11 protein-coding genes are annotated in these 14,457 nt (G+C 64.5%); 6 read left to right on the forward strand and 5 right to left on the reverse strand.

Features of this window, described 5'->3' with window-relative positions; genetic code table 11:
- Positions 1 to 50: 50 nt before the first annotated feature.
- The 3 genes from SPH52_RS20985 to SPH52_RS20995 all read left to right on the forward strand — a co-directional run bounded on the left by SPH52_RS20985 (position 51) and on the right by SPH52_RS20995 (position 5,184).
- Positions 51 to 1,721, forward strand: coding sequence for a Na/Pi cotransporter family protein (locus SPH52_RS20985; RefSeq protein ID WP_411796989.1), 1,671 nt, complete (start codon positions 51 to 53; stop codon positions 1,719 to 1,721).
- Between the two features lie 229 nt (positions 1,722 to 1,950).
- Complete coding sequence (locus SPH52_RS20990) at positions 1,951 to 2,934, forward strand: TAXI family TRAP transporter solute-binding subunit (protein ID WP_411796990.1); 984 nt, start codon at positions 1,951 to 1,953, stop codon at positions 2,932 to 2,934.
- Positions 2,935 to 3,021: 87 nt separating this feature from the next.
- On the forward strand, positions 3,022 to 5,184 hold the full coding sequence (locus SPH52_RS20995; protein WP_411796991.1) for a TRAP transporter permease: 2,163 nt from the start codon (positions 3,022 to 3,024) through the stop codon (positions 5,182 to 5,184).
- A gap of 108 nt (positions 5,185 to 5,292) precedes the next feature.
- On the opposite strand, the gene sodC is transcribed toward SPH52_RS20995, so the two are convergent.
- Positions 5,293 to 5,829 (reverse strand): superoxide dismutase [Cu-Zn] SodC, encoded by a 537-nt coding sequence (gene sodC, locus SPH52_RS21000; RefSeq protein ID WP_411796992.1) that lies wholly within the window; start codon positions 5,827 to 5,829, stop codon positions 5,293 to 5,295.
- A 75-nt stretch (positions 5,830 to 5,904) separates the two neighbouring features.
- Positions 5,905 to 6,741 carry a methylenetetrahydrofolate reductase [NAD(P)H] gene (gene metF / locus SPH52_RS21005; protein ID WP_411796993.1) on the reverse strand — a complete coding sequence of 279 codons (837 nt, stop codon included), beginning with the start codon at positions 6,739 to 6,741 and terminating at the stop codon, positions 5,905 to 5,907.
- Between the two features lie 363 nt (positions 6,742 to 7,104).
- Here metF and SPH52_RS21010 point away from each other — a divergent pair, with 363 nt between their 5' ends.
- The 3 genes from SPH52_RS21010 to SPH52_RS21020 all read left to right on the forward strand — a co-directional run bounded on the left by SPH52_RS21010 (position 7,105) and on the right by SPH52_RS21020 (position 8,944).
- Positions 7,105 to 8,034 carry an AEC family transporter gene (locus SPH52_RS21010; protein WP_411796994.1) on the forward strand — a complete coding sequence of 310 codons (930 nt, stop codon included), beginning with the start codon at positions 7,105 to 7,107 and terminating at the stop codon, positions 8,032 to 8,034.
- Positions 8,035 to 8,119: 85 nt separating this feature from the next.
- A complete protein-coding gene (locus tag SPH52_RS21015) occupies positions 8,120 to 8,470 on the forward strand; it encodes a DUF6152 family protein (protein WP_411796995.1) in 351 nt (116 codons plus the stop codon).
- 9 nt (positions 8,471 to 8,479) lie between these two features.
- The gene (locus tag SPH52_RS21020; protein ID WP_411796996.1) at positions 8,480 to 8,944 is read left to right on the forward strand and encodes a hypothetical protein; all 465 of its coding nucleotides are present in this window, start codon (positions 8,480 to 8,482) and stop codon (positions 8,942 to 8,944) included.
- A gap of 80 nt (positions 8,945 to 9,024) precedes the next feature.
- Here SPH52_RS21020 and ahcY read toward each other — a convergent pair whose 3' ends face one another.
- From ahcY to lpdA, 3 genes are all read right to left on the reverse strand, one after another.
- On the reverse strand, positions 9,025 to 10,434 hold the full coding sequence (ahcY, locus tag SPH52_RS21025) for an adenosylhomocysteinase (RefSeq protein ID WP_411796997.1): 1,410 nt from the start codon (positions 10,432 to 10,434) through the stop codon (positions 9,025 to 9,027).
- 195 nt (positions 10,435 to 10,629) lie between these two features.
- Positions 10,630 to 12,231, reverse strand: a complete 1,602-nt coding sequence (locus SPH52_RS21030; RefSeq protein WP_411796998.1) for an SLC13 family permease — start codon at positions 12,229 to 12,231, stop codon at positions 10,630 to 10,632.
- Positions 12,232 to 12,344: 113 nt separating this feature from the next.
- Positions 12,345 to 14,456 (reverse strand): dihydrolipoyl dehydrogenase, encoded by a 2,112-nt coding sequence (gene lpdA, locus SPH52_RS21035; RefSeq protein WP_411796999.1) that lies wholly within the window; start codon positions 14,454 to 14,456, stop codon positions 12,345 to 12,347.
- Position 14,457 lies beyond the last annotated feature (1 nt).

Genomic DNA, 14,457 nt, shown 5'->3' on the forward strand with positions numbered 1-14,457 from the left:
AGGGCGCAGCAACTCCCGGCGCCGGGCTCCACCGAGGCAGGCGGCGACACTTGGAGCTGCTCGGCCTGGCGGCGGCAGCGGCCCTGTTGCTGTCACGCCACGATATTGCCACTCTCGCCGCCGGTCTGGGTCTGTTCCTGTGGGGCATGACTCTGCTGGAAGAGGCCATCAAGCGGCTCTCCGGCGGCACCCTCGATCGCTGGCTGCATGCCGCCACCAGCCATCCGGGGCGAGCCATCGGCGTCGGCGCCCTGGCAACCGCCCTGGTCCAGTCCAGTTCGCTCATCACGCTGCTGGCGATGTCCTTCGTCAGTGCCGGCCTGGTCACCCTGCCCGGCGCCATCGCCCTGCTGTTCGGCGCCAACCTGGGCACCACCACCGGCGCCTGGCTGATCGCCTCGTTCGGCCTGCGCTTCGACCTGGCCCATTACGCCATGCCGCTGCTCGCCCTCGGCCTGCTCGGTCGCTACCGTCTGAGCGGCTCCTTGGCCGGCATCGCCGGGCTGCTGCTGGGCATTGGCCTGCTGTTCCTGGGCATCGACTTCATGAAGCTCGGCTTCGAGGCCTGGCAGGACGGCATCCGTCTGGATGGGCTGGCCGGCGACCGGCTGTGGCACTGGCCGCTGTTCGTGCTGATCGGCGTTGTCGCCACCGTGGTGATGCAATCGAGCCACGCCACGCTGCTGCTCACCCTGACCGCCCTGGCCTCGGGCCAGTTGCCCTACCTGCCCGCCCTGGCCATCGCCATCGGTGCCAATATCGGCACCACGGTAACCGCCGTACTCGGCGCGCTCTCAGCCGGCGTTGCTGCTCGTCGGCTGGCCGGCGCCCATGTCATCTTCAACCTTGTCACCGCTGCGGTCGCCCTGGCATTGCTGGTGCCGCTGGCCTGGCTGGTGGATGCTATCGCCGAGCTGGTGGGATTGGCCGAAACCGCCTGGCCGCTCAAGCTGGCGCTGTTCCATACCCTCTTCAACCTGCTGGGCATCGTGCTGATGCTGCCCTGGATACCACGCCTTGCCGAGCTTCTCGAGCACCGCTTCCCCGAGCCTGCAAGGCTGCCACAGACGCAAGCTCGCCATCTCGACAGTACTGCCCTGAACCACGCCGACACCGCCGTCAGCGCCATGGAACAAGAGTGCCGGCGTCTCGAGCGTCGCGCTTATCACCTCCTATGCACGGCCATCCTGCTGCCCAGTGCCGAGGTCATTGGCCACCCGCCGCTGCGCAGCGCCGTGGAGTCTCGCATCGACCCGGGCGCCTGGCCATCGGTCAATGCCCGCTATCACGAACGCATCAAGCCACTGCTGACCGAGATTCTCGCCTTCCAGGCACGCATCGACGTGCCGCTCACCGAGGCCCAGCAGAACCGGTTGGACGCCCTGCAGGCTCGCTCACTGCGCATGGTCGAAGCCGTTCGCTTCGGTGAAGTACTGCAACGCAGCTTCCTGCGTCATGCGGCGCCAGTGAGCCCGCTGCGTGAAGCCCATGACGATCTGCGACTTGCCGTGGCGGTCGGCCTCAACCGACTAGCCGAGGGTGAAGAAGGCCTGGCGCTCGCCACTCCCCTCGAAGAAGTTCGCCGCCATTGGCAATACGAGCTGGCAAAACGGCTGCGCGAGCATCGTCTCGATCCTTGGCTGGCCTCGTCGCTGATGAACGACCTGCACCAGGCCAGCCGGTTGATTGCCGCCTTGGTAGAACCGCCCAGAATCAACTGACGTGCGGAAAACCGCACATCGAAATAGCGTCATCGTGCGAAACCCCAGCCAACAAGCCCTCGCCCCATGTCGACTTTCGTCGAATGCCACGAAAACAAGACTTTGTTTTAGCTACTTTTCTCCTTCCATGGCGCAGCGCTTGCCTATACTGATGGTGGTAACTTCCGTGTTTCACACGGGCGCACCGCCGGTGCGCTCCCATAACGATAAGGCAAATCGGAGTACTTCCATGCGCTACACCGCCTCCAAATTGATCGCCACTTCCGTGCTCGGCGCGGCTCTGGTCACCTCCGGCGCCCAGGCAGAAGATCGCAGCGACTGGCCCCGCAGCCTGACCGTAGGCACTGCCAGCCAGGGTGGCACCTACTACATCTATGGCTCTGGCTGGGCCAACATGGTGGGCGATGCTCTCGGCGTCCCCTTCGGCGCCGAAGTAACCGGCGGCCCCGTCCAGAACGCCACCCTGGTACAGATGGGCGAGCACGATTTCGGCATGGTGACCATGGGACCGGCCTACGAGGCCTGGACCGGCAACAGTGAGCTCGCCCCGGGCGTCGAGCATACCGACATCCGTGCGGTGTTCCCGATGTACCAGACCACGCTGCAGATCATTGCCATGGCCGGCTCCGGCATCAGCTCCGTTTCCGATCTGGACGGCAAGACCGTGGGCGTAGGCCCCGCAGGCGGTACTTCGGACATGTATTACCCGCAGTTGTTCGAGAAGCTCGGCCTCAATGTCGATACTCGCAACGGCGGCGCCGCCGACCAGGCTGGCCAGCTCCAGGATGGCCTGATCGACGCCTTTGCCTTCGCTGCCGGCGTGCCGATCTCTGCCTTCAATCAGCTCGAAGCACAGGCCAACGTCAACATCTTCTCCTTCACCGAAGAAGAGATGGGACAGTTCCTGGACGACTTCCCCGAGCTGAGCCCGGCCAGCATCCCGGCCTCTGTCTACAACAGCCTGGATGAGGACCTGACCGCCGTCTCGATCTGGAACTTCGCCATCACGCACAAGGACATGCCGGAGTCACTGGTCTATGAAGTGACCAAGACCGTGATGGAAAACAACGATCGCATGGTTCAGATCCACGGTGCTGCCAGCGAGACGCAGGCCGAGAACTTCGAGTTCAACACCTTCCTGCCCTGGCATCCGGGTGCCGTACGCTGGTTCGAAGAGAACGGCTACGAGATCCCGGAGGATCTGCGCGACTAATTAGAGACGCGCATCGACGCCGGCCTCAGGGCCGGCGTCAACGCCTTGCTCCACCGCAGGCAACCGTAACCCTCAGAGCATCCCGGCATGACCCACGAAACCCAACCCGAACAAGCCGCCTCGAAGATCGGCACCGAAGGCGTCTCCGACATCCCCATCGCCCATAACGAGCGAGTGCTCTCCGGCCTGCTCGGCCAGACGGTGTTTGCCGCCTGTGTCCTGTTCACGGCCATGCATCTCTATGCGCTCAACGTTGCTCCCATCGAGACCTGGGCCTTTCGAATCATTCACGTAGCTGGCGGCCTGGCCGTCGGCTTCGCCATTACCGCGGCCATGACCCTGGACCGCAGCCCCGGCGACCTGCGTATCAAGCGTGTCGAGTGGCTCGTCCTGGCTCCTGCCGTGGCCGCCATTGCGTATGCCACCGTCACCATCCTCTACGCCTGGTTCGTACGCGAGACACAGGGTACGCAGCCGGCTGCCTGGGTCATGGTGCACATGAGCTGGGCACTGGCTATCGCCACCGCCATCGCCATGATCAGCAGTTGGGTATGGCGCAGCTCCAGCCGCTCCATCCATTGGGCCGATGCGATATTGATCGTCGCTTCGATCATCGTTGCCGCCTATCTGCTGTTCGTGCTGCAGCGCTGGCGCATGGCCGCCGGCACACCCTTCGCAGGCCAGACGGAGTTCATCGTCTCGGCGGTAGGGGTGGCACTGATCATGGAACTTACCCGTCGCGTGGCCGGCTTGGCGCTGATCGTCATCACCGCCGTCTTCCTGGTCTACGCCTTCGCCGGCCCTTACCTGCCCGGCCTGCTGGAACACCGCGGCTACTCGCCGCAGCGCTTCTTCACCTATCTGTATACCGACAACGGCATTCTCGGCGCGACGACGGCTGTCTCGTCAACCTACATCATTCTGTTCATCACCTTCGCCGCCTTCCTCCAGGCGTCACGCGTGGGTGACTATTTCGTCAACTTCGCCTTCGCTGCCGCCGGCCGCACGCGTGGCGGCCCGGCCAAGGTGGCAGTGTTCGCCTCCGGCCTGATGGGCATGATCAACGGCACCTCGGCAGGCAACGTGGTCGCTACCGGCTCACTGACCATTCCGCTGATGAAGAAGGTGGGCTATCACCCACGCAGCGCTGGCGGCATCGAAGCTGCCGCCTCCACCGGCGGCCAGATCGTGCCCCCGATCATGGGCGCCGGCGCCTTCATCATGGCCGAGGTCACCGGTATTCCCTATACCGAGATTGCCGTCGCCGCACTGATTCCCGCTGCCCTTTACTTCCTCTCCATCTACCTGATGGTTGACCTGGAAGCGCGCCGCGGCGGCATGCAGGGCTTGCCCCGGGACCAGCTGCCGGTGTTCCGTCAGATGGTCAAGCAGGTCTATCTGTTCCTGCCCATCATCATCCTGGTCGGCACCCTGTTCATGGGCTATTCGGTGATCCGTGCCGGCACCCTGGCAATGGTCAGCGCCGCCGTGGTTTCCTGGTTCACACCCCACTGGATGGGCCCCAAGGCGCTGCTCAATGCCCTCTCGCTGGGCGCGCGCATGGCCATTCCGCTGATCGCGGTGTGTGCCTGTGCCGGCATCATCGTCGGCGTGATCGCACTGACCGGCGTCGGTGCCCGCTTCGCTTCCATGCTGCTCGGCATCGCGGATACCAGCCACCTGATGGCACTCTTCTTCGCCATGTGTATCTCGGTCCTGCTCGGCATGGGCATGCCAACCACCGCAGCCTATGCCGTGGCCGCCTCGGTGGTCGCTCCGGGCCTGCAGCAGATCGGTATCCCTCCGCTAGTGGCGCACTTCTTCGTGTTCTACTACGCGGTACTGTCGGCGATCACGCCTCCGGTGGCGCTGGCAGGCTATGCGGCAGCGGCCATTGCCAACACCGATCCGCTGAAGACCGCCATGACCTCCTTCAAGTTCGGCCTGGCCGCGTTCATCGTGCCCTTCATGTTCTTCTACAGCCCGGAGCTGTTGATGCAAGGCAGTTGGGGAGGGATTCTGCGTGTGTTCATCACCGCCAGCGTGGGTATCTACCTGCTTGCGGCATCGGTACAGGGCTGGTTCCTGAACGGAGGAGTCAACTTCGTACAGCGCATCCTGCTGCTTGCTGCCGCACTGTCGATGATCGCCGGTGGCTGGATGACAGACCTGGCCGGTCTCGGTATCGGTGGGCTGGTGTTCGTCTGGCAGGCGGCCGCCCTCAAGGCAAAACCCACTACCCCGGCATGAACCCCAGGCCATAAGCTCTGAGCCACACGGCTCTGGGCAACAAGACGAGGCCCCGCCATTTGGCGGGGCCCTTGCGTTTTCAGGCGGGGGCAGGGCTACCGGAGTCGCTTACGATTCAACGACACCGCAGGCCATGCGATCACCGCCACCGCCGAGTTCAGGCTCGTCAGAGTAGGTGTCGCCACCTTCGTGAACCATCAGGCTGCGGCCCTGGACGTCCTCGAGACTGAGACGCGGCGCCAACACTGGCAGGGTAGCTTCACCGTCCTCGTTGACGATCAGCACCGGCAGATCGCCAAGATGCCCATCACCGTAGGGGCCCTGATGAGTTCCGGTTTCCTCCGGATCGTAGTGGCCGCCCGCCTCGCCGGCGGCCGTCATGTCGCCGTCCTCGTTCTCGCCCGGCTCGCAGCTTGGATTCTCATGCACGTGGAAACCGTACACGCCGGGCGGCATTTCGCGCAGATCGGGGGTGAGCAGCAGGCCGTGATCGGAATCTTCGAGGGTAATGGTACCGATGGAGTCCTCGATGCCATCGGTGCTCACCCAGCTCATCTCTACTTCGTGGCTTTCCTGGGCTTGGGCGGCACCTGCAGCGAGCAGCAGGCAGGCAAAAGTGACTCCCGAAAGGTTGGCATGGCGCATCTAGCGTCCTCCTGTTCCTGAATCCATGGACATGCAGGAACAGGCTAGCTGGTGATGCGCCCCGGTGCCAAGCGATCAGCTCAAGTTGTCGAGAATCCGCAGGCAGGGGTCGGCCTGGTTAAGGGTGTAGAAGTGCAGTCCAGGAGCGCCACCCTCCAGCAGGCGCTGGCACAACCGCGACACCACCTCGGTACCGAACTTGGCGATGGCGTCGCTGTCGTCGCCGTAGGCCTCGAGCTGCTTGCGAATCCAGCGCGGGATCTCGGCGCCGCAGGCATCCGAGAAACGGGCCAGCTTGGTGTAGTTGGTGATCGGCATGATACCGGGCACGATGGGTGCCTCGACGCCCAATGCACGGGCACGCTCGACGAAGTGGAAGTAGGCGTCGGCGCTGAAGAAGTACTGCGTAATGGCGAGGTTGGCTCCCGCCTTTACCTTGCGCGCGAAATTTTCGACGTCGCGCTCGAAGCTCGCCGCCTGAGGGTGGGACTCGGGATAAGCCGCCACGGCGATCTCGAAGTGATCGCCGGTTTCCTCACGGATGAACTCCACCAGCTCGTTGGCGTAGCGCAGCTCACCGATGCCGCCCATGCCCGAGGGCAGATCGCCACGCAGGGCAACCAGGCTGTCGATGCCCTCATCGCGATACTGGGCCAGCAGGTCGCGCAACTGGGCCTTCTCGCTGCCGACGCAGGAGAGATGTGGTGCCGTGGTGATGCCCGCCTCGCGGACGGACCTCACGGTGGTCAGGGTACGTGCTTGGGTCGAGCCGCCGGCACCGTAGGTAACCGAGAAGAAGCGCGGCTTGCGCTCTGCCAGCGCGTCACGTACCCCCATCAGCTTCTCGCGCCCCGCTTCGGTGTTGGGGGGAAAGAACTCGAAACTGATGCCAAGCGGGTACGACGTACTCATGCAGGATCCTCTCACTGTTGCTGACGCTCTTCGATCGGCACCACCTGCCGCCTAGGGCGACAGCTCTGGTAGATAAGCTTGCGATTGGCTTCGCGAATTCATGCATTCTGCCGCCCTGCCCAACACCTGACCAATGAAAAGTTTCACGCTGCTGCATGAACTGCAGTCATATGAGGGTCCGCGGCACGCAAGTGGTCCGGGACAAGACCGCGTACAAGGATAACATCGACGACCAGGCAGAACGGGCCAGGTCGAGCCGCCATAACGGCTGATCGTGGAGCTGGCGCTCAGGGAGGTGGCACATGCTGACAGTTGTCCCGTCAACAGGCATCATATCGGCTTTCGGCGATGGAATGGCGAGCGATGATCGACCCTGGCGCACTGTTGGGCCCTCTCTGGACGCTGCTGGCCTTCGTCGGCCTGGGCTGGCTCGCCGCGCGGCGCCTGGCGATCGATCCGCGTCCCATTGCAACGCTGCTGATCTACCTCATTGCACCGCTGACCTTTTTCCGCGGCCTGCTGCTGGGTGGACCGACACCCCATTATCTGCTGCTGACCCTGGCTCTCTTCCTGCTGGCCAGCCTGGTGGCTGCCATCATCAACCCCTTGGCGAAGCGCTTCCTTTCGCCCCAGGAAAGCGCCGTGCTGGCGTTCTCATCCGGCACCGGCAACACCGGTTACTTCGGCCTGCCGATCGCCATGATCCTGCTGCCGCCCGAAGGCGTGACCCTTTATCTCTTCTGCATACTCGGCGTGACGCTCTACGAGTTCACGGTGGGTTTCTATCTCAGCGCACGCGGCCGCTTCTCGGTGCGTGAGAGCCTGACCAAGATCGCCAGGCTGCCGCTGATCTACGCCTTTCTTGCCGCGCTGCTGGTAAGCGGGCTCGGCATGACGCTGCCTGACGCGCTAATGGAGAGCCTGTCGGTGTTCCCGGCCACCTACACGCTGCTCGGCATGATGATCATCGGCATGACACTGGGCCGGGTCGCGATTCGCGAGATCGATCTGCGCTTCATGGCCGGCTGCGTGGCCATCCGCTACCTGCTGTGGCCCTGGCTGATGCTGCTCGTCGTCCTTCTGCTTCAGGCATTGCTGCCCCTGCCCGACGAGTTGGTCCTGGCGCTGTTGCTGCTGGGCGTGGTCCCGATGGCGGCCAATGTGGTGGTGGTCGCCATGGAGCTGGGGATCAAGCCGGAGAAGGGCGCCTTGGCGGTACTGGTCACCACCTTGGCCGCCCCGCTGCTGATCCCGCTCTACCTGAAATGGCTCATGCCGCTGGCCGGACTGTAGGGGGCCCGGCCCGACGCAGCAATTGTCCTTGCAGCCGATGACGGCAGGGCTAGCCTGAAGGGAGGCCTCTCGGAAGGAGACGACCATGCACCCTCAGGCGAAATGGCTGCTGGCCATTGTCATGCTGCTGTTCCTCGTGCCTGCCCAAGCCCACCATGGCTGGACCGGGGGAGAAACCATCGAGATAGAAGGCACCATCACCCAGGTGCGGCTGGGCAACCCTCATGGCGAAGTCCAGTTGGACGTGGATGGCGAGACATGGACGGTGGAGGTCGGTCAGCCCTGGCGCAACGAGCGTGCCGGGCTGGCCGAGGGCGACCTGACTGAAGGCGTGGAGCTGCGTGTCTCCGGCGAACATGCCGGCGAACGGTTGCTCAAGGCCGAACAGCTGTGGATCGGCGACGAGCACTACGTGCTCTATCCCGGCCGGATCTAACCGAACATCGTGGAAGCACTGCTGAGCTGGCTTGCCGAGACGGCCCTGGCCGAATGGGTACGCCTCTCGCGCTGGGGCTATGCGGCAATCAATGCCCTGCACGTGCTGGGTATCTCCTTGCTGCTGGGCGCCATCGTGGCCCTCGACTTGCGCCTGCTGGGCTGGCGCAGGCATCTGCCGCTGCGGGAGCTGGGCCGACTGCTGCAGCCGGTGGCCATCTTCGGGCTCCTGCTGGCCATGACGACCGGGGGATTGCTGCTTCTCGCCGACCCCAACGGCTACGCAGAAATGCCACTGTTTCGCCTCAAGCTGGCGCTGATCGCACTGGCCATCGCCAATGCCCTGCTGCTCAACCTGGGGCCGGGGCTGGCAAAGGCCACGCCCCGGCGCTTGCGGTTGGCAGGGGGGCTCTCGCTGCTACTGTGGCCTGCGGTAATGATCGCAGGACGCTTTCTTGCCTTCGTCGACGGTTGATTGCCAAGACAGGCAAGCGACATCACACGCAAGAACGCCGCCCATCGGCGGCGTTCGGCCTTCATTGCAGCTTATCCAATTCAATAGCGATAAGCGTCCGGCTTGTAGGGCCCTTCGACGGGCACACCGGTGTACTCGGCCTGCTGCTCGGTCATGCGCGTGAGTACCCCACCGAAGCCCTCGACCATATAGCGCGCCACTTCCTCATCGAGATGGCGCGGCAGCACCGTGACTGCCAGGCCGCCTATTTTTTCCGCTGGCGGCAGGTCGGCAAAACGCTGCTGGTAGAGATGGATCTGCGCCAGCACCTGGTTGGCGAAGGAGCCGTCCATGATCCGTGATGGATGGCCGGTGGCATTGCCCAGGTTGACCAGCCGCCCCTCCGAAAGCAGCAGCAGATAGTCGCCGCTGGTGGGGTCGAAATGGCCCGGCGTGCTGTCACGATAGACCTTGTGCACCTGCGGCTTGACCTCCTCCCAATGCCAGTGGCGGCGCATGTAGCCGGTTGCGATCTCGTTGTCGAAGTGGCCGATGTTGCACACCACCGCGCCGGGTTTGAGCGCCTCGAGCATGGCAGCGTCGCAGGCCTCGATGTTGCCAGTGCAGGTCACCACCAGGTCGATGCGCGAAAGCAAGGCCCGGTCGACGCTCTCCTTGCCACGATTGACGCCGTCGACATAGGGCGACACCACTTCATAGCCGTCCATGCACGCCTGCATGGCGCAGATGGGGTCGATCTCGGCGACCTTGACGATCATGCCCTCCTGGCGCAGCGAGGCCGCTGAGCCCTTGCCTACGTCACCGTAGCCCACCACCAGCGCCTGCTTGCCCGCCAGCAGGTGGTCCAGACCGCGCTTGATGGCGTCGTTGAGCGAATGGCGGCAGCCGTACTTGTTGTCGTTCTTCGACTTGGTCACGGCGTCGTTGACGTTGATCGCTGGCACCTTGAGCGTGCGGTCGCGCAGCATCTCCTGCAGGCGATGCACGCCAGTGGTGGTCTCCTCGGAGATGCCGTGAATGGCGTCGAGCAGCTCCGGGCGCTTGTCGTGCAGCAGCGCCGTGAGGTCGCCGCCGTCATCCAGCACCATGTTGGGGGTCCAGCCGTCGGAGCCCTCCACCGTTTGCTCGATGCACCACCAGAACTCCTCCTCGGTCTCGCCCTTCCAGGCAAATACCGGAATGCCGGCCGCGGCGATAGCGGCGGCGGCGTGGTCCTGGGTCGAGAAGATATTGCACGACGACCAGCGCACCGAAGCCCCAAGGTCGATCAGCGTCTCGATCAGCACTGCCGTCTGGATGGTCATGTGGATGCAGCCAGCGATGCGCGCCCCTGCCAGCGGTTGCTCGTCGCGGTACTTGGCGCGGATCTTCATCAGCGCCGGCATCTCTGTCTCGGCGATGCGGATCTCGCGTCGCCCCCAGTCGGCCAGGCTGATATCGGCGACCTTGAAGTCCTGCGCGGTCGGGGCGGAAACAGCGGGCTGGTTCATGCGTCACCTCTCTCGAGCGGAAAACGGTGCCCCTCACTATAGGCAGGGAATGCAGGCACCGACAATCAACGCTCGACACTCCTCTCAATTATCTACTCATTCGAACAGCAGCCGATGCGCTGAACGGTGGGGGTCGGCAATCCGCTGGGCCAAAGCCGGTTGGCGACCGTCACGGCACCGCCCCCCACCAGGGGATCAGAACTGCAGCCCCAGCGCAAAGCCGCCAAGCATGTAGCAGAAGGCGGTGATCAACACGATCCCGATGATGTTGAGTACGACCCCGCCACGCGCCATCTGGGCGATGCTGACCGCTCCGGTGCCGAAGACGATGGCGTTGGGCGGCGTGCCGACCGGTAGCATGAAGGCGCAGGTCGCGGCGAAGGCGGCCGGGATCAGCAGCGTCATCGAGTCGGCGCCGATACCCACCGCCACGCCACCGAGCACGGGAATGAAGGTCGCGGCCGTCGCCGTGTTGCTGGTCACCTCGGTCAGGAACAGGATGATCGTGGCCACGGCGGCGACCAACAGGACGATCGGCAGCATGCCGAGTCCCGTGACCTGCTGGCCGAACCAGTTGTCGAGACCGGTCCCCGCGACCGCGCCGGCAAGGCTCAGGCCGCCGCCGAACAGCAGCAGTACGCCCCAGGGCAGGCCGTCCTCGGCATCCTGCCAGTTCAGCACCATCTCGCTGCGACCCCTCGCAGGCAGAATGAACAGCGCAATGCCGGCAGCGATCGCGATGGCGGTGTCATCGAGATACCCCAGCGGCCCCAGCCACTGACCCACTCCCGGAATATTGCCGAGCACGCCGGGCACGACCCACAGGAACGCCGCCGAGCCGAAGACGAGCAAGACCATCTTCTCGCCCTGGCTGAGCGCGCCGAGCTTGCGGATCTCGCCGTCGATCATCTCCTTGCCGCCAGGAATCTCCGCAACCTTGAACGGGTAGAGCACCCGAGTCATCAGGACCCAGCCCACCAGGATGAAGGTGAAGGCTAGCGGTACGCCGAGCATCATCCACTCGAGAAAGCCGATGTTGCGGCCCAGTTCGTCGGCGGCATAGCCGGCAACGATGGCATTCGGCGGGCTGCCGAGCAGGGTGCCGAGGCCGCCCATGCTTGCCGACCAGGCGATGGCGAGAAGCAGGCAGAGACCGAAGCGTTTGATGTTGTCGTCATGGATGAAGTCGACGTGACCGGCCCGGTGGTGATCGTGGCCGGCGGTGGCCGTCTCGGTGGATTCCCCGCTGCGTTCCGCGACCAGGGCCAGCACGGAGAGCCCGATCGGCAGCATCATCAGCGTCGTCGCGGTGTTGGAGACCCACATCGACAGAAACCCCGTGGCGAGCATCATGCCGAGCACGATCCGGTGCGGCGAGACCCCGACCCGGGCCAGGGTCAAGAGCGCGATACGCCGGTGGAGGTTCCACTTCTCCATGGCGATGGCGATCAGGAAGCCGCCGAGAAAAAGAAATACGATGGGACTGGCATAGGGCGCCGTGGCCTGGGCGACGGACCGCTCCGTCAGCATCGGAATCAGCACGATCGGCAGCAGGGCGGTGGCCGAGAGCGGGATCGCCTCCGTCATCCACCACACCGCCATCAGGGCGCCGATCGTCGCCACCCAGCGTGCATCCGGCGACAACCCTTCGGCCTGACCCATGGCGAGCCACACGACCAGCGCCACGAGCAGCCCGAAGGCGCGCAGTCCCCATATCAGCTTGGCGGATCGTCCGCCACTTCCCTCTCCTCCTGACACTTGCTCGCCCGGTACCTGCTGGTGAGGTTGATTGCTCATTGATCCGTCCTCCCCTATGTTCCTTCATTGCTGTTCCAGCGTTTCAAGGATCGGCGGCTGATGCCGGGCAGCCGCATGATTGCTCCGGCATCAGCAGCCCGCTGGCAGTCGTCCTAGCGCTTCTTCTGCGGCGGCAAGTCGGTACAGACCCCCTCGAACAGTTCAGCGGCCATGCCCACCGATTCGCCCAGGGTCGGATGGGGATGGATGGTCTTGCCGATGTCGACCGGGTCGCAGCCCATCTCGATGGCCAGGCACAGCTCGCTGATCAGGTCCCCGGCCTGGGTGCCGACGATGGCTCCACCGATGATGCGATGGGTCTCCTCGTCGAAGATCAACTTGGTGAAACCTTCGTCGCGGCCGTTGGCGATGGCCCGACCGGAGGCGGCCCAGGGGAAGATCGCCTTGCCGTACTTGATGCCTTCGGCCTTGCATTCGGCCTCGGTCTTGCCAGCCCAGGCGACTTCCGGGTCGGTGTAGGCCACCGAGGGGATCTGCCGGGCATCGAAGAAGCTCTTGTGCCCGGCAGCGGCCTCCGCCGCGACATGCGCCTCGTGCACCGCCTTGTGGGCCAGCATCGGCTGACCGACGATGTCGCCGATGGCGAAGATGTGACCGACGTTGGTGCGCATCTGCTTGTCGGTGGCGATGAAGCCACGCTCGTCGACCGCCACGCCGGCATTTTCGGCGCCGATCTTGTTGCCGTTGGGGCTGCGCCCCACCGCTTGCAGGATCATGTCGTAGAGCTGCGGCTCGGCGGGGGCGTTGTCGCCCTCGAAGCTGACCTTGAGGCCGTTCTTCTGTGCCTTCACGGCGGTGGTGCGAGTCTTGAGCATCACCCTGTCGAAGCGCGGCGAGTTGACCTTCTCCCACACCTTGACCAGGTCGCGGTCGGCGCCGGCCATCAGCCCGTCGAGCATCTCAACCACGTCGATGCGGGTGCCCAGGCTGGAGTAGACCGTGGCCATCTCCAGGCCGATGATGCCGCCGCCGATGACCAGCATGCGCTTGGGGATGGCGGTCAGTTCCAGCGCACCGGTGGAGTCGACCACCCGGGGATCGTCGGGAATGAAAGGCAGCTTCACCGACTGCGAGCCGGCGGCGATGATGCACTTGCCGAACTTCACCACCTGCTTCTTGCCGGTCGGCTGCTGGCCGTCGCCGCTGGTCAGGGCAACTTCCAGGTGATGCGGGTCGAGGAAAGTCCCGAACCCACGGACAACCTCGACCTTGCGCGCCTTGGCCATGCCGGCCAGCCCACCGGTGAGCTTGCCGACGACCTTCTCCTTCCAGCCGCTCAGTTTGTCGAGATCGATCTTCGGCTTGCCGAAGGCGATGCCGTGGTCGGCCAGGTCATTGGCCGCGTCGGTGACCGCCGCCACATGCAGCAGCGCCTTGGAGGGTATGCAGCCGACGTTCAGGCAGACCCCGCCGAGGGTGGCATAGCGTTCCACCAGCACGGTCTTCATCCCCAGGTCGGCGGCCCGGAAGGCGGCCGAGTAGCCGCCCGGCCCGGCGCCGAGCACCAGCATCTCGCACTCGATGTCGGCGCCACCAGTATAGGTAGCCGCCGTCGGTGCAGGGGCCGCTGCTTGCTCCTGCACATCTTGGGTGGGGGCGGGCGAGACTGCGTGAGCCGCTCCTTCCGCTTCCAGCATCAGGATCGCCGAGCCTTGCGAGACCTTGTCGCCGACCGTCACCAGCACCTCGCTGACCTTGCCGGCCTTGGGCGCAGGCACGTCCATCGAGGCCTTGTCGGACTCCACGGTGATCAGCGGGTCCTCGGCACGGATCGTATCGCCGGGCCGCACCAGCACTTCGATCACCGGGACGTCCTTGAAATCGCCGATGTCCGGCACCCGAACCTCTTCCAGGCTGCCTCCGCCATAACCACCGCCCGCATCGTCGGACGCCGCTGAGCCAACGACGCCCTTTTCATGGACCGCCGGCTGCGGATCGCGGTCCGCCACTCGGGAGCCCGTCTCGGCCGGCTCCAGCATCAGGATGATCGAGCCTTGGGAAACCTTGTCGCCTTCCTTGACCTTGAGTTCTCCGACCGTGCCCGACATCGGGGACGGCACGTCCATGGAGGCCTTGTCGGTCTCCAGGGTGATCAGCGGGGTTTCAATGTCGATGGCATCGCCCGGCTTGACCAGCACCTCGATGATCTCGACGTCCTTGAAATCGCCGATATCGGGCACCTTGACTTCGATTGCATTGGCCATG

The organism is Halomonas sp. A29, assembly GCF_046723295.1.
In the GTDB taxonomy this organism is placed as follows: domain Bacteria; phylum Pseudomonadota; class Gammaproteobacteria; order Pseudomonadales; family Halomonadaceae; genus Halomonas.